Origin of the sequence: Leucobacter sp. NPDC015123 (genome assembly GCF_043080205.1) — a bacterium.
In the GTDB taxonomy this organism is placed as follows: domain Bacteria; phylum Actinomycetota; class Actinomycetes; order Actinomycetales; family Microbacteriaceae; genus Leucobacter; species Leucobacter aridicollis_A.
Genome location: NZ_JBIBVH010000003.1, coordinates 472,188 through 491,315 on the forward strand (window position 1 = coordinate 472,188; position 19,128 = coordinate 491,315).

Consider the following 19,128-nt stretch of genomic DNA (forward strand, 5'->3'; position numbering starts at 1 on the left):
TTAATGAATGCCCTCATGGACCACAAACACTCCCTACTCCTTGAACATGCCGGCCTCGGCAGGCCTGGCGGCGACGACTCAGACGACGGCCCAGGCACCGACCCGGGCACCGGCTCAGGCGATAACAGCCCCGACGGCAACGGCCCCATCGACAGGGCCGCCCAGAACGCTGCACTCGTCATGTCGCTGCTGCACACAGCCGCCCGGATTGACAAGGCCTGCGCGGCCGAACTCGCATCGTTTGATCTCACGGAGGCGCGCCTCAGCGTGATGCTCGTCGTCGCGCGCGAGCCGAAAGCCACACCAGCTTTCATCGCCTCCTCCATCGGAGTCACGCGGGCCGCAGTCACGGGTCTACTCGACGGCCTCGAACGCCAGGAGTACATCACGCGGCGCGGCAGCGCGAGCGATCGCCGCTCTTCCGCAATCACACTTACCTCGGCGGGGTCAGCCGCCCTCGATGACCTCGCCCCGCGCTACAGCGATTGGTTGACCGCGCTGTCGGCAGGGATCACGCAGGCAGACGCCCGGGGGACCTTCACGGCACTCGGCATCCTTCAGCAGAACCTTCAGGCGCTCGACGCCGAGGGCACACGATGACACGGGCAGGCGCTCAGCGCGGAGCGAGCCGCATGGCCGACGTCGCTGAGGAACATCTCGCGGCCCTCAATGCAGGCGAGGCCGAGGCCCGCACCCTCACGGAGGCGCTCGCAATCGACCACACAGCCCTCCTCGCCGTGACCCTCCCTGCTGCGAGCGAGGCGCTGCGAACAGCCATCGCGGAGGCGCAGCACCTCGGCATTCTCAGGCGCATGGCGACAATCGGGTCCGCGCTCGCTGCGCACCTTCCGGCGGATGAGCTTGCAGAACTCAGCGAACACCGCTCTGACACCGTGCGCGGCTGGTGGTGCTTTGCTATCGCCTCCCGCCGCGACGCCTCTCCCGCCGAGCTTGTCACCGCAGTGATCCCCCGCATCGACGACACGCGCTTCACCGTGCGCGAATGGGTGTGGATGGCACTGCGCCCGCGACTGATCGAAGACCTCGCCGGCGCGATCGATCTCCTCGCCCCGCTCACGGCGGACGCCCGGCCGAACGTGCGGAGGTTCGCGAGCGAGGCACTCCGACCCCGAGGCGTATGGGCGACACACATCGCCGACCTGAAACAACATCCCGAGCTCGGGGAACCCCTGTTGGAGCCACTCCGGGCAGATCCTGAGAAGTACGTCCAGGATTCTGTCGCGAACTGGATCAACGACGCTTCAAAGACCTCGCCCGACTGGGCGAAGAGCCTCTGCGCTCGGTGGCGCGCTGAGAGCGACACCCCAGAGACGAGGCGGATCGTTACCCGGGCCCTCCGCAGCGTTCAGGCGCCCTCGACGGACGGAGGCGCAAAGCGGTAGCGTCGCGGTAGGCTTGGATCGCTCGAGCATGAATAGGAGGTGCGATACGTGCTGCTTTCACTGTGGATGATGACGCAGTTCGCACTTCTCACGGCTGCCGTCGCATTTGGCGCAGCCGGGCCGCAGTCCCCCGTGCAGCTCGCGCTCGTTGGCGCGGCTGGCATTCTTGCGCTCGCACCAATCGTCACGGTGTTCTTGCGGGGGCGCCGACCGACAGCCGTCTGCCCAGCCCAAGCTTCTCGCAGGCGCTCCCGGGCTGCTTCCTTTCGCACGTTCCGTGTGGCTGCCGACCCTGGCACGCCAGGCTCAGCGCTCGCCCGCGCACCCTCGTTGTTTGTCCACTCCTCGGTCGAACGACGCGCACGCCACACCCACGCCGCCTAGCGCGGCACAGACGTGGCGCCGTCTCGCGGCACGTTCGTCGCCGAGGGGTCTTGCCCGCACGCACGACGAATTGAAACGAGCTTTCCATGACCCCCTCACACACGCATACCCAAATCCAGGCGCGGCCTGACGACTTCGACCCCGCACGTCGCTCCGACAAGCATGGCGCTCGCGTCAGCGCTGCCCTCCTCCTGGTTGGAGGCGCGCGATGAACATCTATGAGTTCCTCCCAATCAAGCTACTCATCCGGGGCGCGTACTGGCTCGTAACGACCCTGAGCGACCTCATCGAGCCGCTCGCCGGGGCACAGAGCGCCGCCATCGCTATCATCCTGCTCACGCTCGCCGTGAGGCTCGCCCTTATACCAGTCGGCCGATCGCAGGTGAAGGCGACAGTTGCGCGCCAACGCATCGCGCCGAAACTGGCCGAGCTGCAGCGCAAGTACAAGAACCCCGAGGTACTGCAGCGCAAGACAATGGAACTCTACGCGAGCGAGAAGGCGTCGCCTTTCGCCGGCTGCTTCCCCGTGCTCGCACAGATGCCGGTGCTCATGGCTGTATACGGGCTGTTCATTCTGCCGGAGGTTGACGGGCATCCAAATGAGCTGCTGACCAAAACGTTTCTCGGCATCCCGCTTGACGCGGGTCTCGCCGCGCAGGTGGCCGGCGGAACAGTCACCCCAACACACATCATCGTTGGCCTGGTGATCGTCGCACTCATTGGCGCCGTCACGCAGACCTCGAGGAAGCTCCTCACCCCGCCGATGCCCGAGCCGGCACCCAAACCCGCGAACCTCCCGGCAGGCATGCCAGACCTCAGCGGCATGACAAAGATGATGAGCTTCGTGCCGTTCATCACCGTCGTGATCGCGGCGATCGTGCCGCTAGCAGCCGCCCTATACTTGGCAACGACCACCACCTGGACACTTTGCGAGCGGCTCATCCTCGGCAAGATCTACGGCACCCTGCCGAGCGCACAGCGCGGCGCCACGGACGGCCGCGAGACAGGCGGGGCGCGGGGCCAGGAAGCCTAGCCCGGCCCGATCTGCCCTCGCCTGACGCGGGCAACCCACGCAGGTGCCCCACGCAGGTGCCCCACGCAGCCGCCCCACGCAGTTGGCACTTATTGTCGCCTGAGGTGACGAGAAGCGACCACAAGTGCCAACTGCGCCTGGCCGGGTGACATGGCGGTCCAGCCGCGGACGTCGCTACAGCGCCGTTGCTGGTACTCGCATTTCCCGACCCCAGGCCGCCCTCGTCGGTTTCAGGTTCGGCACGCTGAGCCCTGCAGGGGCCGCGCCGTGCACCGCACGGAACGCCCTCGAGAACGCCGGAAGATGCGCGTACCCAAGCCCGCGTGAAATCTCAGAGGGGGTCTCGCCGTCGCCCAACTGGTTGCGCGCCCGCGTCATTCGCAGCAGCCGCAACCAGGCCGAGAACTGAACGCCCGCGCGCCGCTGCACGGCGGCTCCAAGCTCGCGTTCGTCGACACCGAGCCGCGCCGCAGCACCGGTCATGCGCAGGTATGGCTCTCGCGCGTAGAGGTTCGCGACGCGGCCGAGCAGTACGTCGTCATTCGTGGTTGGCGCGCGAACCGAGCCTGAGAGCGCGGCTTGAAATCCGTGGTCTGGATCGACGTCGATAACGCCAACTTTGGTGTAGCTCGCGAGCACCGCCTCGAGCAGCCCTGCGGTTCCCAGCGACCCGATCGACGCCGGGCGCAGAGGCGCACCGATCTCGCCAGTGTGTGCGGAGCGAAACCCGAGCGGCAGAAGCATCGAGCCGCTCGGAATTCTGAACTCGTTCGGGGTTCCGGCCGGAACCACGACGGCGTCGCCTTCGGAGAGGTGAACATTCCTGCCTCCGACGACGAGATTTGCACTTCCGAGCGCCGCCCACACTGCGACGTGCGCACCGTTCACTCGGGTCCACGTGCGGCGCTCAGCCGCCTCCCACAGGTGCCCGAGCCCGATCTCTGCGGGGACGACACCCGCAGTCGCCGCAGCCGAACTGTGCCGCCACTGCCCCGGGGAGAGCCCCGTCGACTCTGAGAATGCCCGACTAAACGCTGGAACGCCGCTGTAGCCGACGGTGTGTGCGACCCATTGGAGGTCGCGGCCCTCGGCGAGCAGCTTGGCGGCCGCGCGGACGCGCTGCCGCCGCACCCAGGCTGCGACGCTCCAGCCGGTCTCGGCGAGGAAGCGGCGCTGCACGGTGCGCACGCTCCACCCGGGCACGGCTTCAGCCACCGCGTCGGCGAGACGCATCTCGGGGCGCTCAGTGAGCAGTTTTGCGAGCACCCCGAGAGCTTCGGAGGCGGGAGCAGGAGGGGGTGCGAGCCGCTCGGGGCCCCCGCCGGAGAGTTCGAGCTGAGCTGGGCCCGTAGCGCCGTCGACGTGTCCGAGCACGTTGGCGAATGCGTGCAGCAGGCTCGTGTGAGCGTGCTTTGGGACTGCAACCCTCGTCGCAAGAGCTCTGCCACCGCCTGCCACTGGGATCGGCAGCACAACCGCTCCGAGCGCCGGCCGAACGGCGACGACGTCGCCGGCGGGAACCCAGATTCCTGTGCAGGATTCGAGGCGCAGGATCTCGCCGCCAGTTTCGACCTCGGCGGCCCCTCGCAGCACGGCGTAGAGCATCGACTCTGAGAGGCGAACCCCCGGCAGCTGAACAGCTGGTAACACGATGTCATTTCCAATCAACAGATGAAAGTAAGGCTTAGCTAACTTTGAGGATAGCGCGCACCGCTGTGCCGCCACACAACACCAGGAACACTCGGAGGTTTCCCGCATGGCTAGACGCCTGCCCGCCCTTGCTGCCCTCGCAGCAGCCGCACTGCTGCTCGCTGGCTGCAGCCCAGCCGCTTCTGGCTCGCAAACGCCCGAGACGGAAGCCGCCGACACCGGCGGCGACTGGCCCCGCACCATTGAGCACGCCGCGGGCTCCACCACGATCGACGCCCTTCCCCTCCGCATCGTGTCAGTCGCACCATCTATCACGGGCGGCCTGCTCTCGCTCGAGGCTCCGATCGTGGCGACCGGAGCAGCTCCGGTCACACCGCTCTCCGACGAGCACGGGTTCTTCACCCAGTGGGCAGACGTCGCGGTCGAGCGCGGCGTCGAAGTCGCGTACAAGGATCTCGAGCTCGATATCGACGCCGTCGATCAGTTCGAGCCCGACCTCATCATCGGCTCGGCGAACGGCGGCGACAGCACGTCAGACGCATACGATCAACTCTCGGAAATTGCCCCGACGGTGCTCCTCGATTATGGCGACGCGACGTGGCAGGAGCTCACCGAGCAGATCGCCGAGATCACGGGGCTCGAGTCGAAGGCGAAGGAGGTGCTCGCGGAGTATGACGACTGGGTTGCTGGTCAGGCAACGAAGATCACGCTTCCACCGCAACCGACGACAGCGCTCGTCTACATGGGCCCTGAGGGGTCGTGGCCGTTTGACCCGGCGAGCCCGCAGGCGATGCTGCTTGAATCGCTCGGCTTCGACTACCAGCCGCCGCGCGAAGAATTCCTCACCGAGGGTCAGGGCGGCCGCGTGGGGATCCTCACGAGCGAGAACGCCCCAGACGGCCTCGCGGAGGCTGAAACCATCATGATCGTTGCGATGCTCGGGGGCGACCCGGTCGCTGAGTTCGCGAAGGATCCGCTGCTGAAAAACCTTCCCGCGCTCACAAGCGGCAACGTCTACACGATGGGCACGCAGGCCTTTCGTCTCGACTACTACAGCGCGAAGCTCACTGTAGATCTCATCGTCGACACCTTCTCGGGCTAACGCGTGGCCGCGCCCGTGACGGAGCGGAGCGCCGCGGACTCACCGCGGCGCTCAGCGGCGAGCCGCACCGCTGTTCTGGTTGCGGCGAGCGCACTCGCGCTCGCTGCAACCGCGATCCTCGGTATCGGTCTCGGTTCGAATCCGATCCCGCCGGCTCGGGTCGTTGAGGCGCTCGTGACTTACGACCCGACGCACAACGACCACCTCGTCGTCGTGCTCTCGCGACTGCCGAGAATCGCGCTCGGCGTGATCGTTGGCGCCGCGCTTGGGCTTGCGGGCACGCTCATGCAGTCGGTCACACGAAACCCGCTCGCGGACCCGGGCATTCTGGGGGTGAACGCTGGCGCCTCGTTCGCTGTCGTCATCGCGATCGCGTTTCTCGGCATCACTGACGTGAGTGGGTACATCTGGTTCTCGTTCGTCGGCGCGGCGGCTGCAGCCGCTCTCGTGTATCTCCTCGGCAGTTCACGCGGCAACGTCGGTACCCCCGTTCGGATCGCCCTTGCGGGCACCGCGGTGAGCATTGTCATCGGCGCGCTCACTCAGATGGTGCTGCTGAGCAACGATGCTGCCTTCAATAGTTTCAGGTTCTGGGCGATCGGTTCGCTGCAGGGCCGCGACTTTGGTGTCGCGTTCACTGTGCTGCCGTTCGTCGCCGTCGGAATTGTGCTCAGTCTCGCCTTGATCTCCCCGCTCAACGCGATCACGCTCGGCGATGACGTCGCGACGGGGCTCGGGACGAGCGCTCTTGGCGCCAGGATCGGTGCGGCCGTCGCGGTCGTGCTTCTCGCTGGGGCTGCGACAGCCGCGGCTGGGCCGATCGGCTTCATCGGGCTCGGCTCCGCGCACGTCGCGAGGTTCTTTACCGGAAACGAGCATCGCCGTCTGCTCCCGGCGGCGATGCTGCTCGGCGCGACCCTGCTCGTCGTTGCTGACACGCTCGGCCGTGTCGTCGTCGCACCGGCCGAGTTGCAGACAGGCGTCGCCGCCGCGCTCTTTGGCGGACCGTTGTTCGTCGCCCTCGTCCGTTCACGAAAGGTTGCTGCACTGTGACTGTAGTCTCGGGCCGCACGCTCCGAATCGGCGACTTCTCGATCCGGATCCGGCCGCGCATCATCACCGTCGGCCTCTTAGCGGCCGCGGTGCTTGGTGCCGGGATCATTGCCTCTCTCATGATCGGAACGATTCCGCTCGACGCCAGCGACCTCGTCGCCGTCCTGTCGGGCGAGGCGAAGCCGTCGCTCACCCGCTCGGTGCTCGGCAGGCGCCTGCCTCGCGCGCTCACGGCGGCCGCAGTCGGCGCACTGCTCGGCATGAGCGGCGCCGCGTTCCAGTCGCTGTCGCGAAACCCGCTCGGTTCTCCCGACATCATCGGTTTCACGTCTGGTGCTGCCACAGGCGCGGTGCTCCAAATCGTCGTGTTCGGCGGTGGCATGCTCGCGACGGCAGCGGCAGCGATCATCGGCGGGATCATCACCGCCTTCGCTGTCTATTTCCTCGCCCGCCGCGACGGCGTGACCGGCGGGCTCAGGCTCGTACTTGTTGGCATCGGCGTTGGCGCTGTCGTGAGCGCGTTCTCGTCGCTGCTGATCGCGCGCGCAGACATCAACGACGCGATGGTCGCACAGCTCTGGAGCGCCGGTTCACTGCTGGGCCGGGGTTGGCTTCATGCCGCTGTCGCGATCGCGGCGCTCGCGCTCGTCGCTCCCCTCCTGCTCACACTCGGGCGAAGCCTCGCCCTCATGGAGATGGGCGATGACGCTGCGCACAGCGTCGGCGTACGCGTCGAGCGAATCCGGTTCGTTGCCCTCATCGTCGGGGTCGTCGCCGCAGCCGCTGCCGTCGCCGTCGCCGGCCCGATCGCATTTATCGCGTTTGCGGCCGCCCACATCGCGCGTCACCTTGCGCCGGTGCCTGGCGTGCTTGTCGGACTCTCCGCAGTCGTTGGCGCGGTGCTTCTCACCGGCGCTGACCTGCTCGCGCAGAATCTCGACGTCGGCATGCGCACACCTGTCGGCCTCGTCACGAGCCTGCTCGGCGGCCTCTACCTGCTGTGGCTGCTTGCCCGGCGCATCTGAACGGAACCTCACTATGTCACGCAATCCCACTTCATCGTCCACCGCTCACGGCCTCGCTGCCACAGATCTCGAGCTCGGATACGGCCGCCACACCATCGTCAGGGAGCTCTCCCTCGAAGTGCCGCCCGAAGGCTTCACAGTCATCATCGGACCGAATGGCTGCGGCAAGTCGACGCTGCTTCGCGCCCTATCGCGGATGCTGAAGCCCCGAGGCGGGGCTGTCACCCTCGATGGTGCAGACCTCGCTGGAGTCCGCACCAAGCATGTCGCGCGGCGCATCAGCACCCTGGCGCAGGCCCCAGCAACTCCGACCGCGATCACTGTCTCGGACCTCGTCGCGCGCGGCCGAAATCCTTACCAGAGCATCCTTCGACAGTGGAGCACGGCCGACGACGATGCCGTCACGCGGGCACTCGCAGAGGTCGAGATGACAGCGCACGCCGAGCGTCTCGTCGAGGAGCTCAGCGGTGGCCAACGGCAGCGCGCTTGGCTCGCGATGGCACTCGCGCAGGAGACGCCGATCCTGCTGCTCGACGAGCCGACAACGTATCTTGACATCTCCCACCAGGTCGACGTGCTCGATCTCTGTTCGCGGCTGCATGCTGCGGGCCGCACGCTCGTCGCCGTGCTGCACGACCTAAACCTTGCCGCGCGCTACGCGACCCACATCGTCGCGATGCGCGCAGGCGAGATCGTCGCGCAGGGGCCGCCCGATTCGCTCATCACGCCTGCGCTTCTCAGGGATGTATTTGAGCTTGAGGCACTCGTCATCGAAGACCCAGAGACGGGCCGGCCGCTCGTCGTGCCACGCGACACCCGCACGCACGCCCCTCGACCACAGACTTCCCGACCACAGACCTCCCGGCAACACACTTACCCACCACGCACTTTTCGACAATCACCACGCCGCGAGCCAATCGCGGCAGAACAGGAGCCAGCATGACCGACACCCATGACACGAGGGCCGCGACAGGCACGTCGCAGCTCGTCACCTCCCCAGCGACGCAGTCAGAGGACCACAACCGAGGCCTCCAGCTCGGCACAGCGACGATCGAATCGTTCGCCGACGTCACCCCCGAGCTTGCGCGAGTCGTCGTCAGTATCCCTGACCTAGCCGCCGAGCCGAACTGGGTGCGCCCCAACGTCGCAATCCGCTTCTATCTCGACGAGCGCTTCGAGAGCGCAACGCGGGTCTACACGGTCCGCTCCGCCAATGTGGCGGCGGGCACCATTGAAGTCGATGTCGTGCGCCACGGCGCCACGAGCCCGATGATGCTGTGGCTCGACACGCTCCAGGTTGGTGACACCGTGAAGTTTGGCGGCCCGCGTCCGCACTTCGATATCCCAGAAACTGGCGGCCGCGATGTCGTCATCTTCGCCGACGCAACCTCGATCCCAGCGCTGTACGCGATTCTGGATCAGGCCGACCAAGGGCTCACCGGGCGCGGGTGGGTCGCCACGAGCGATGAGCACGCGTTCTCCGAGCTCCCGGCACTCCCGGGCCTCACCCTCACGCGGGTTGCGCCGGGTACGGGCTTCGCCGACGAGCTTGCGACGCTGCCACACCCAGGCAAGGTCGTTGTCTGGGGCGCCGGTGAGCGTGACGAGATGAGAGCTGTCAGATCGTTCTTCCGCAACGACAACGGCCTCGCGAAAGATGATGTCGCTGTCTTTGGGTATTGGAGGCGTGGGACCACAAACACTCAGATTGATATGCAACGTCTGCAGGCATACGAGGCCGCGCTCGCCGAGGGAAGGTCTGTGCACGACCTCGACGATCTCGCGCTCGCAATCTAGCGCGGGCAGGCGGGCCCAACGGGATTCCAGTTCAGCGGGCTCAACGACGCGGGCCACCCGATGCTGCCGAGCTGCATTTGGGTGGCCCGCCGCTGCCCCTGCACCTCGGGACAGCCGCGACAAGCATCATCCTTTTGGATGACACAGAGTTCAGCCTCGCCCCCGATGCCTGAACCCGCGGGCACTGGTGTAGTTGGGGGTATGGATGACAGCTCACCTCGCAGACGGTTTTCAGACGCCCTCACCTCACGCCGTGGGGCGTGGATCTCGCTCAGTGTGGTGCTGCTCGTGCTCGTAGCACTTTTCGGCGTGTTCGGGAGCGCGAAGGCCCCCGCGCGAAACGCGCAGGCCCCAGACGACTCGGAATCGACTCGCGTGAGCGAACTCCTCGCCGAGTTCCCGGGCGCCGATCAGCAGTCAGTGCTCGTCGTCGCGGAACGTGGCGACGGCGGCGCACTCACGGCAGCCGACACTCAAGCACTGTCAGCGCTGTTGCCTGTGCTGCAGAATCATACCTCCGCCGAACCGACAGGGCCGATGGTGAGCGATGACGGCAGGGCGGCTCTACTCGTCACGCCCATCACCGTCGGTGAGACGAATACCGACACCGCCGAGGTGATCAGCGATATCCGGGCCGAGCTCGCAGGCAACGCGATCTCCGGCGTCACGCTGCAGGTCACCGGGGGCCCGGCCTTCGGCGCCGACATCGCCGCCGCGTTCGAGGGTGCAGACTTCACGCTCCTGCTCGTCACAATCCTTATCGTCGCGGTGCTGCTCATCGTGACGTATCGCTCCCCCGTGCTGTGGCTCGTGCCGCTCATCGTCGTCGCTCTGGCCGACGGACTTGCCGGTCGCGTTACCGCAGCCGCAGGTGCCGCGTGGAACCTGCAGTTTGATGCCGGCATCATCAGTGTGCTTGTCTTCGGCGCAGGCACGAACTACGCCCTACTGCTCATCTCGCGCTACCGTGAGGAGCTGCTGCGAATCAACGATCACCGGGCCGCCCTCAGCACTGCGTGGCGGAAGACGCTGCCCGCGATCCTCGCCTCGAACGTCACAGTCGTTGCTGCGCTCGCGACCCTCATTCTCGCCGTCATTCCTGGCAACCACGGCCTCGGGGTGTCCTCGGCTATCGGACTCGTTATCGCACTCGGCGCCGTCCTGTTCCTGTTGCCGCCGCTCCTCGCAATCTTCGGACCGAAGGTGTTCTGGCCGTTCGTCCCCCGGCCCGCAGCTCCCGGCAGCGAGACCCGTCAGGCCCGCCAGGGCGTGTGGCGCGGGATCGCGACGAGGGTCTCCCGGCGCCCGGTCGCGAGTTTGGTTGCTGGCCTTGCGCTTCTCGCGGTGATGGCCGCCGGTCTCTTCGGCACCACCGTCGGACTCGACCAGGTCGACAAGTTCCGCGGTGGCTCGGAATCCGCGAGCGGCCTCGAAACGCTCTCAGCGCATTTCCCCGCAGGCGAGGCGCAACCGATCTTCATCGTGACGCATACGTCGACCGCCTCAGAAACCGTTGCGGCAGTAAGCGCCGTTGATGGTGTGGTGCGCGCCCACCCGATCGGCGAGAGTACCGACGGCACGCTCTCGAAGATCATGGTGACAAGCGAGTACACGCCAAGCAGCGAAGAGAGCCTCGCCCAGATCGTCGACCTTCGCGAAGCGGTGTCTGACATTCCAGACACGCTCGTCGGCGGAGCCGTTGCCACCGACGTCGATGCACGCGCAGGCGGCCAGCAGGATCTCCTGCTCGTCGCACCGCTCGTCCTTGCAATCAGCTTCCTCGTGCTCACGTTCCTCCTGCGTTCGCTCGTGGCGCCCGCGATCCTGCTCGTCGTGAATCTCGCGAGCGCGCTCGCCGCAATCGGTGCCGGCGCGTGGCTGAGCCGGGTCGTGTTCGGCCAGCAGGCGCTCGACCTGCAGGTGCCGCTGCTTGCCTTCCTATTCCTTGTCGCGCTCGGGATCGACTACACGATCTTCCTTGTGCACCGTGCCCGATCAGAAGCGAAGGTTCATGGCACCCGCGACGGCATGATCGAGGCAGTCGCGCACACAGGAAGCGTCATCACGAGCGCCGGCATCGTGCTCGCGGCCGTCTTCGCGGCGCTCGGAGTGCTGCCGCTCGTGACGCTCGGGCAGCTCGGGCTCATCGTCGGCGTCGGCGTGCTCGTCGACACTCTCGTCGTGCGTACAGTCATCGTGCCGGCGCTCTTCACCCTCGTCGGCGATCGGATCTGGTTGCCCGGAAAACCAGCGACACGCGAGACAATGAAGCCATGAGTCTCGTAGACGCACCGCTACCCCGTGGGCACGCGCCGAGCGGCCGACCGTCCGAGCCGACGGTGCGGGCGATGGAGGTTGGCCAGCACCTCATTGCCCTCGCGCTCACGATCATCGGCGCGATCCGCGCAGTCGGAGACGGTGTCCCGGCCGCGGCGGCGATCACCGCCGGGCTCGCGATACTCGCCTGGCACACCGCCGGCACGTTCTTGCCGCGCAAGACGCTGAGCCCAAACGCCGTCGTGTGGTGGCTCGTCGGGTTCGCAGCGGTCTGGATCGCCGCCGTCGCGGTCTCCCCCGAATTTGTCTGGCTCGCATTCCTGCTGTGGCTCCTCGCCGGGCATCTGCTTCCGCTGCGTTGGGGCGTCGCATTCTCAGTGTTCGTGTTCGCGGTTGTCGCGATCGCGCCGATCCTGCACCACGGAACAACGAGCTATGCGAACCTGTTCGGTCCACTGATCGGCGGCATCTTCGCCTTTGGGATCTCGCGAGGCTATCTCCAGCTGCTGCACGAGGCGGCCGAGCGGGAGCGACTCGTGACGTCGCTGAAACTCGCTCAAGCCGAGATGTCTGAGCTGCAAGACGAGCTCGCCGTCGCCCAGCGGGAGGCCGGGGCGATCGCCGAACGGACGCGTATCTCCAGGGACATCCACGACACTATCGCGCAGGCACTCTCGTCGATCCGCCTCATCGCTCACGCCGCAAACAGCCGCACCGAAGATCCCGCCGCTGCGCTCTCCCTCAGACAGGTCGAGAGCCTCGCGAGCGACAGTCTCGCCGATGTTCGCAGGATCGTCGCAGAGTTGCTGCCAGCAGAGCTCGAAGACGGCGCGCTCGCGGCTGCACTCGAACGCATCCTCGACAGGGCCCGCGATGAGGCCGGCATAGCGGTTGAACTCCACGTGGACGAGACGCTGCCACTGCTACCAACGGAAGTCGAGGTCGGCCTGTTGCGTAGCGCGCAGTCCGCCCTCGCCAATGTGCGGCTCCACGCGGCCGCCACGCGCGTCGTGGTGAGCCTCATTGACGCCGGCGATACGGTCCGCATGGATATCATCGACGACGGCCGCGGCTTCGACGTCGCTGAATGGGATCAGAGTTCCACCATCGGGGCATCAAGCTACGGGCTGCGCTTCATGCGCAATCGGCTTCGCGAGCTCGGCGGCGGCCTCGACGTCGAAAGCGGCCCGGGCGAGGGCACGGCACTTTCGGCCTACCTCCCAATCCGCGCCGCCGATACAGGCGCCGCCTCAGGCACTCACCCAGGAGACGAGGAACCCGCATGACCATCACAGTGCTTCTTGTCGACGACCACCCAGTCGTTCGCAGCGGGCTGCGCGCTGTACTCGACAGCAGCGTCACAACAGCTGGCGTCACGACAACCGGCGGCGGCGTCGTGGTCGTCGGAGAGGCGGCGACAGGCGAGGCAGCGGTGGCGCTCGCTTCCCAGCTTCGCCCCCAGGTCGTGCTTTGCGATCTGCGGCTTGGTGACGGGATCGACGGGATCCAGACCACGGCGGCGCTCCGCGCGCTGGACCCCGCACCCGCGGTGCTGATGCTCACCACGTTCGACCGCGACGCCGAAATTCTCGGAGCCATCGAAGCCGGCGCTGCAGGGTACCTACTGAAAGACGTCGCACCCGAGGTCATCGTCGAAGGAATCGAACGCGCCGCGGCCGGCGACATGTTCCTCACCCCAGACATCGCCTCGCGCGTGATCAAAGGCATGCGAGATCCGCTTCCGAAGCTCACCGACCGCGAGGTCGAGGTGCTGCGGCTGCTCGCGACAGGCGCCGCAAACAAGGAAATCGCGCGGGCGCTGTTCGTGACCGAGGCGACAGTCAAAAGTCACGTCGCCCACATCTTCACGAAGCTCGACGTCGATAGCAGAGCCCGCGCAATTCACCTCGCGCAAGAAACCGGCCTGATCTAGCCGCGATATCCCTCGCCCTCCCTGGTGCACGGGAGGGATGTGCGAGCGCGCCCGAAACCGTCCGCACCAACTCTTTTCCCAGCCAATCGATCACCAACAGTTGAAAGGTCACCACCATGAAGAAACTCCTCAATGCTGCGTTCATCTACATGCTTATCGGAGTCGCCTCCGGCCTGTTTTACCGCGAGTTCACCAAGTTGAATGACTTCCCAGAGGGGCAGTTCACTCAGCTTGGACTCGCGCACACCCACCTGCTCACGCTCGGGTTCATCGTGCTGCTCATCGCGCTAGCTCTCGAGAAGACTTTCGCGCTCAGCGCGACACCAAAGCTGTTCGCCTGGTTCTTCTGGCTCTACAACGCTGGCGTCGTGCTCACGTCAGCAATGCTCGTCTGGCATGGCAGCCTCACCGTGCTCGGTGAGGAGTCCTCGAAGATGATCTCCGGTATCGCGGGTCTTGGCCACATGCTCCTCACCGCCGGCATGATCGTGTTCTTCGTTGCGCTTCGCAAGGCCGTCGCGCGCTCGCACGCGGGCGCCGGAGCGGCGGGGGTCGCGGCATAGGTAGCACGCGATCGCGGCCGTATCGACAGCGCCCCACCCCGACAGTCGTCGCGGCGGGGCGCTGTCGCTTCCGCAGCCCAGGGCAGCTACGCTTGACAGCACCACGACGTTACGGAGGCCACCGTGAACTCACCCGAGGCTAACGGGCCAGAGGCGGACCCGGCCGGTCCAGAGCTCACCGCACCATGATTCGCACACCTACAGGGGAAACAGGGGAAGCAATGAGCACCACATCTCGAATCGTTGTCACAGGGTCGTCAGGTCTCGTGGGCTCCGCACTCGTCGACGCGCTGCGCGCCGACGGCGTCGCCGTCACGCGGCTCGTCCGGCGTGAGCCCGCACACGCTGGAGAGGTGCAGTGGCACCCCGGTGAGCGCCAGCTTGATCCCGCGGTCCTCGCCGGTGCCGGAGCAGTGGTGAACCTCAACGGCGCAAGCATCGGGCGGTTGCCCTGGGGGCGCCGCTACCGCGAGGTACTGCGCAGCTCACGACTCACTCCGACGGCCACAATTGCCGCCGCAGTCGCGCAGCTTGGCGCCGACGCGCCGCTCTTCGTCTCGGCTTCGGCGGTCGGGTTCTACGGAGATAGGCCCCGCGAAGTGCTCACCGAGCATGCTGAACGCGGCGATACGTTTCTCGCCGACCTCAGTGCCGAATGGGAGTCGGCTGCCCTGGAGGCTGGCCCCGGCGCACGGGTGGCGCTGCTCCGCACCGCCCCAATCATCCACCGGAAAGGTGTCCTGAAACCGCTCGTGCTCCTCACTCGGCTCGGTCTCAGTGGGCCGCTCGGTGGCGGCGGGCAGATTTGGCCATGGATATCGCTCGCCGACGAAGTGCGCGCGATCCGCCACATCATCGACAACCAGCTGACGGGCCCTGTTAACCTCACCGGCCCCACGCCCGCGAGCGCGAACGTTATCGGAGAGGCGATCGCTGCCGAGTTGCGCCGCCCCTACGTGCTCCCCGCGCCCGCCTGGGCTTTGCGGCTTGGTCTCGGGCGTGACGCCGCAGACTCGCTGCTGCTTAGTGACGCAGACGTTCGGCCGGAGGCACTGCTCAGCTCAGGATTCGAGTTCGCGCACGCACACGCAGCGGACGCCGTCCGCGCCGCGCTTGCGGGCTGACGGGCTAACGGGCTGACGCCCTGACACCCTGACACCCTGACGATCAGCTCACCGCTCCCGCGACGTACCCCGTATCGACTCGTATGCCGCTAGCGCGCGCAGTCTGGTCTCGCGCAGGTCGACGAGTTCGGGCAGCATAATACTTTCAGGCGCCCAGCGATCCACGTACTCCCCAGAGGCGTCAAACTTCTTCTGCTGCGTCGCGGGGTTGAAAATGCGAAAGTACGGCGCAGCGTCGACACCGCAGCCCGCAACCCACTGCCAGTTGAATGGGTTGCTCGCTGCGTCTGCGTCGACAAGTGTGTCCCAGAACCAGGCTTCTCCAACTCGCCAGTCCGTGAGGAGATTCTTCGTGAGAAACGAGGCCGCCACCATTCGAACCCGGTTGTGCATGAATCCCGTCTGCCACAATTCGCGCATCCCGGCGTCGACGAGCCCGAACCCGGTCTCGCCGCGCTGCCACGCCCCCACTGTGTCTGGATCGTATGCACGCCACGGGAAGCCGTCGTACTGCGCGTTCAGTCCTCGCTCGTGCAGCCGCCCGTTGTGAAAGGCAGTGTACGAGGCGAACTCTCGCCACCCGAGCTCCGACAGGAACCCGCCAGCGCTGACGCCCGAGTCAAGCGTCCGATGCCAGACCGTGCGGGGGCTGATCTCGCCCCAGCGGAGGTGCGGTGAGAGCTCGGACCCGACGTCGAGGGCAGGGGTGTCACGACCCGCCTCGTACCCGGCAGCTCGTTCAGTGAGAAATCGATCGAGCTTAGCGAGTGCGGCCTCTTCCCCCGGTTCCCAACGCTCCGCGAGGCCACCAGCCCAGTCTGGAGAGGTTGGCTGGAGCTCCCAGTCCTCAAGTACATCGCTGACCGGTGTCACGTCGCTCGCGCGAAGGCGTTCGGGCGCAGGCTCGGGCGGCGCCGGGGAGGGCGCCGCAAGGCAGGCCCGCCAGAACGGCGTGTACACGCGGTATGGGCCGCCACTTCCGGTGAGCACTGTCCATGGTTCAAACAGGATCCCACCTTGGAACGACTGAGCTGCGACCCCGCGTTCCCGGAGGGCAGTTTTAAGCCGAGCGTCGAGGGCTCGCTCGTCACCGTAGCGCCGGTTCCAGTAGACACGATCGGCCTGTGCCTGCTCGACGATCTCCGAAACGACACGCTCGGCCGGGCCTCGCCTGAGCACAAGCGGCACACCGTGCACCGCGAGACTCTCGCGCAGTCTGCTCAACGACTCGTGCAGCCACCACCGTGCGGCGCCCCCAAGCGGCCGCATCTCGGGGCTCTCCTCGTCAAGCACGTACAGGGCGACGATTCCACCCGAATCGGCGCTGCCTGCCCGCAACGCGGCATTGTCGGTGAGCCGAAGATCGTCGCGAAACCAGATGAGTGCCGTCACGGAACCAGGATAGCGGCGGTCAAGCCGATCCGGTGAGGGACGTTCCCAAAGCACTGCGCACGGCTGTGCATACCGCACGCATCGACGCGAACCGAGCCACGCTCACGAGTGCGCTCAGGCACAAACATCCACCGCATCCGACGAAATTCGTGTTGGCTAGAGGAAACCGCCCAGGTGGCGCAATAGCAGACGAAGGAGTCACAGTGAGTCGCATAGATCTCAACGGCCAGAACGCAGCAGCGCACCGCGAGGGGTTCAACAGCTGGCCAACGCTCAAGACGCAGGGTGTCACTGTCGTTGAGCTCTCCGATGATTTCACCCGCGCGGAGCTCAGAATGGACGTCACCGAAGAGAACGCCAACTACATGGGCACGGCTTTCGGCGGATCGCTGTTCTCGATGCTCGACCCGTTTCTCGTCATCATGACGATCAATCAGCTCGGCCCTGGATACGTGGTGTGGGACAAGGCTGCCGAGATCGAGTTCGTCTCCCCCGGGCGTGGCTCTGTCTACGCAACGGTCGAGATGCCAGCGGCCACGGTCGCTGAGCTGCGAGAGGCCGCCGCTGGGGGCGCGAAGGTGTTGCGCTGGTTCGAGATTCCAATCATTGGCGAGGATGGCGAGCTTGTCGCATCCGTGCGACGTCAGCTCTACGTGCGCGAGAGGCGCACTGACGCGTAGCGGACAGAACTTCAGCGACGCCAGCATCTCGCCTTGTGGACCGGGCCGTCCGCTGATAGGGTTCGTGCGGGCAGCCTCAAGCTCCCCACATGAAGTCTTCGACCGAAGTGAGGTGATATTCCGTGACAAGTGACAGTTGCAGTCCTCGGCCGGATATCGCGTTCGCTCGCTTCGCGCTTCTAACTGCGTAGCTGCATTCTCGCCGTCCGGCTCCATCACGGGTGCCGCCACAGTGTACGGCGCCCGCATTCTCATTCGCGCGCGCTGAGTTGGCACGCGTGCGCTCGCAGCCAAGGAGCTACGCCATGACGACCACACAGCAGACCCCACAGCAGACCCCGCAGCCCAAGACGCAGGACGAGCTCGTCGACAGCATCACCCAGCTGTACGCGGCACGCGATCTCAGCGCGATTACTCGCGAGCTCGAACCGCTGCACGCCCAAGACATCATTCCGGTGTTCGAGCGACTGAGCGACAAACAGCGTGCCGTCGTGTATCGCCTGCTGCCGAAGGACAAGGCGGCTGAGGTCTTCGAGATCCTCGATCCGGCGCTGCAGAGCGACCTGCTACACGGACTCCAAGACGCCGAGGTCGCCCAGCTCTTCGTCGACCTCGACCACGACGACAGGCTGTGGCTACTGGACGAGGTACCTGCTGCCCTCGCGACGAGGCTTCTGCGTGGCCTCCCCGAGGAAGAACGCGTGCTCACCTCTGCGCTCCTGGGCTACCCGCAAGGCAGCGTCGGTCGGCGCATGTCGCTCGAATACGTGTCGACGCGCGCGTCGTTCACCGTGGCCGAGACGCTTGAGCGCGTGCGTGGACGCCTTGACGACGCAGAGACTGTCTACACAATTCCTGTGCTCGACGACTCGCGGCACGTCGTTGGAGTCGTGAGCCTGCGCGAGTTGCTCGCCGCAGACGGTTCGACTGTTGTCTCTGACATGATGAGCCAGGTACACACCGCCGAAGCGGTTGAGGAAGCCGAGCAGGCCGCGAGGCGCTGCGCCGACCGCGGGCTGCTCGCCCTGCCGATCGTCGACCTCGAGAATCGTCTCGTCGGAATGCTGACAATCGATGATGCGATCCGGATCCTCGAACTCGAGGAGAGCGAGGACGCCGCGCGCCAGGGCGGCACCGAACCACTGCGTCGCCCCTATCTCTCAACCCCTGTCGGCGCGCTCGTGCGGTCACGCGTTATTTGGCTGCTTGTGCTCGCGGTCGGCGCGACGCTCACCGTGCAAGTACTGTCGGTGTTTGAGGCGACGATTGAGCAGGTCACAGTGCTCGCGCTGTTCGTCCCCCTGCTCATCGGGACAGGCGGCAACACAGGCAACCAGGCCGCCACCACAGTCACCCGTGCGCTCGCGCTTGGCGACGTCGGGTCGCGCGACTTCTGGCGGGTACTCACCCGCGAGCTGCGCACTGGTGCGATGCTTGGCCTGCTGCTTGGAGCGCTCGGCTTTGCCATTGCCGCGGTCGCCTTCTCGCCCCAGATCGGGCTCGTTATCGGCCTCACCCTGCTCGCGGTCTGCACGCTCGCGGCCGCCGTCGGCGGGTGCATGCCGCTCCTCGCCCGCGCGGTGAAGGTCGACCCAGCTGTGTTCTCCAACCCGTTCATTTCGACGTTTGTTGACGCACTCGGCCTCATCATCTACTTCCTCATCGCACGCACTGTGCTCGGGCTGTAGCCGCCACTGTCGGCGAGGTTTGCA

Annotated in this window: 18 protein-coding genes; 16 read left to right on the forward strand and 2 right to left on the reverse strand. The window is 66.3% G+C overall.

All coding sequences use genetic code 11. The features are described 5' to 3' along the window. The first annotated feature begins 15 nt into the window (after window positions 1-15). The 4 genes from ACF07D_RS08955 to ACF07D_RS08970 all read left to right on the forward strand — a co-directional run bounded on the left by ACF07D_RS08955 (window position 16) and on the right by ACF07D_RS08970 (window position 2,820). Window positions 16-600: a MarR family winged helix-turn-helix transcriptional regulator gene (locus ACF07D_RS08955; RefSeq protein WP_391504655.1), complete on the forward strand. Its 585-nt coding sequence runs from the start codon at window positions 16-18 to the stop codon at window positions 598-600. Further along, entirely contained in the window at window positions 597-1,403 is an 807-nt protein-coding gene (locus ACF07D_RS08960) for a DNA alkylation repair protein (protein WP_391504656.1), read from the forward strand. Before ACF07D_RS08955 ends, ACF07D_RS08960 begins: the two co-directional genes overlap by 4 nt. Before the next feature lie 48 nt (window positions 1,404-1,451). Then, window positions 1,452-1,787 carry a hypothetical protein gene (locus ACF07D_RS08965; protein WP_255807887.1) on the forward strand — a complete coding sequence of 112 codons (336 nt, stop codon included), beginning with the start codon at window positions 1,452-1,454 and terminating at the stop codon, window positions 1,785-1,787. 208 nt (window positions 1,788-1,995) lie between these two features. Further along, on the forward strand, window positions 1,996-2,820 hold the full coding sequence (locus ACF07D_RS08970; RefSeq protein WP_391504657.1) for a YidC/Oxa1 family membrane protein insertase: 825 nt from the start codon (window positions 1,996-1,998) through the stop codon (window positions 2,818-2,820). 174 nt (window positions 2,821-2,994) lie between these two features. Here the strand turns inward: ACF07D_RS08970 and ACF07D_RS08975 are convergent, their stop codons facing one another. Continuing rightward, on the reverse strand, window positions 2,995-4,488 hold the full coding sequence (locus tag ACF07D_RS08975) for a helix-turn-helix domain-containing protein (protein WP_391504658.1): 1,494 nt from the start codon (window positions 4,486-4,488) through the stop codon (window positions 2,995-2,997). An 88-nt stretch (window positions 4,489-4,576) separates the two neighbouring features. Between ACF07D_RS08975 and fepB the strand changes: the two genes are divergently transcribed. The 10 genes from fepB (at window position 4,577) to ACF07D_RS09025 (ending at window position 15,344) form a co-directional block, all read left to right on the forward strand. Next, entirely contained in the window at window positions 4,577-5,572 is a 996-nt protein-coding gene (fepB, locus tag ACF07D_RS08980) for a Fe2+-enterobactin ABC transporter substrate-binding protein (RefSeq protein ID WP_391504659.1), read from the forward strand. A gap of 15 nt (window positions 5,573-5,587) precedes the next feature. Next, window positions 5,588-6,625 (forward strand): FecCD family ABC transporter permease, encoded by a 1,038-nt coding sequence (locus tag ACF07D_RS08985; RefSeq protein WP_391504660.1) that lies wholly within the window; start codon window positions 5,588-5,590, stop codon window positions 6,623-6,625. Further along, window positions 6,622-7,650, forward strand: a complete 1,029-nt coding sequence (locus ACF07D_RS08990; protein WP_391504661.1) for a FecCD family ABC transporter permease — start codon at window positions 6,622-6,624, stop codon at window positions 7,648-7,650. The genes ACF07D_RS08985 and ACF07D_RS08990 overlap by 4 nt, the downstream gene beginning before the upstream one ends. A 13-nt stretch (window positions 7,651-7,663) precedes the next feature. Then, window positions 7,664-8,593, forward strand: a complete 930-nt coding sequence (locus ACF07D_RS08995) for an ABC transporter ATP-binding protein (protein WP_391504662.1) — start codon at window positions 7,664-7,666, stop codon at window positions 8,591-8,593. Then, on the forward strand, window positions 8,590-9,447 hold the full coding sequence (locus tag ACF07D_RS09000; protein WP_391504663.1) for a siderophore-interacting protein: 858 nt from the start codon (window positions 8,590-8,592) through the stop codon (window positions 9,445-9,447). The genes ACF07D_RS08995 and ACF07D_RS09000 overlap by 4 nt, the downstream gene beginning before the upstream one ends. Window positions 9,448-9,648: 201 nt before the next feature. Beyond that, a complete protein-coding gene (locus ACF07D_RS09005) occupies window positions 9,649-11,724 on the forward strand; it encodes an MMPL family transporter (protein WP_391504664.1) in 2,076 nt (691 codons plus the stop codon). Next, entirely contained in the window at window positions 11,721-13,010 is a 1,290-nt protein-coding gene (locus ACF07D_RS09010) for a sensor histidine kinase (protein WP_391504665.1), read from the forward strand. Before ACF07D_RS09005 ends, ACF07D_RS09010 begins: the two co-directional genes overlap by 4 nt. Further along, window positions 13,007-13,657 carry a response regulator transcription factor gene (locus ACF07D_RS09015; RefSeq protein WP_119284040.1) on the forward strand — a complete coding sequence of 217 codons (651 nt, stop codon included), beginning with the start codon at window positions 13,007-13,009 and terminating at the stop codon, window positions 13,655-13,657. Before ACF07D_RS09010 ends, ACF07D_RS09015 begins: the two co-directional genes overlap by 4 nt. 116 nt (window positions 13,658-13,773) lie before the next feature. Further along, window positions 13,774-14,220 (forward strand): DUF2871 domain-containing protein, encoded by a 447-nt coding sequence (locus ACF07D_RS09020; RefSeq protein WP_391504666.1) that lies wholly within the window; start codon window positions 13,774-13,776, stop codon window positions 14,218-14,220. 221 nt (window positions 14,221-14,441) lie between these two features. Continuing rightward, window positions 14,442-15,344, forward strand: a complete 903-nt coding sequence (locus tag ACF07D_RS09025; protein WP_391504667.1) for a TIGR01777 family oxidoreductase — start codon at window positions 14,442-14,444, stop codon at window positions 15,342-15,344. Between the two features lie 48 nt (window positions 15,345-15,392). On the opposite strand, the gene ACF07D_RS09030 is transcribed toward ACF07D_RS09025, so the two are convergent. Beyond that, complete coding sequence (locus ACF07D_RS09030) at window positions 15,393-16,736, reverse strand: cryptochrome/photolyase family protein (RefSeq protein WP_391504668.1); 1,344 nt, start codon at window positions 16,734-16,736, stop codon at window positions 15,393-15,395. A gap of 203 nt (window positions 16,737-16,939) precedes the next feature. Between ACF07D_RS09030 and ACF07D_RS09035 the strand changes: the two genes are divergently transcribed. Both ACF07D_RS09035 and mgtE read left to right on the forward strand, forming a co-directional pair. After that, on the forward strand, window positions 16,940-17,416 hold the full coding sequence (locus tag ACF07D_RS09035; RefSeq protein ID WP_391504669.1) for a PaaI family thioesterase: 477 nt from the start codon (window positions 16,940-16,942) through the stop codon (window positions 17,414-17,416). A gap of 305 nt (window positions 17,417-17,721) precedes the next feature. Further along, window positions 17,722-19,104: a magnesium transporter gene (mgtE, locus tag ACF07D_RS09040; protein ID WP_391504670.1), complete on the forward strand. Its 1,383-nt coding sequence runs from the start codon at window positions 17,722-17,724 to the stop codon at window positions 19,102-19,104. Window positions 19,105-19,128 lie beyond the last annotated feature (24 nt).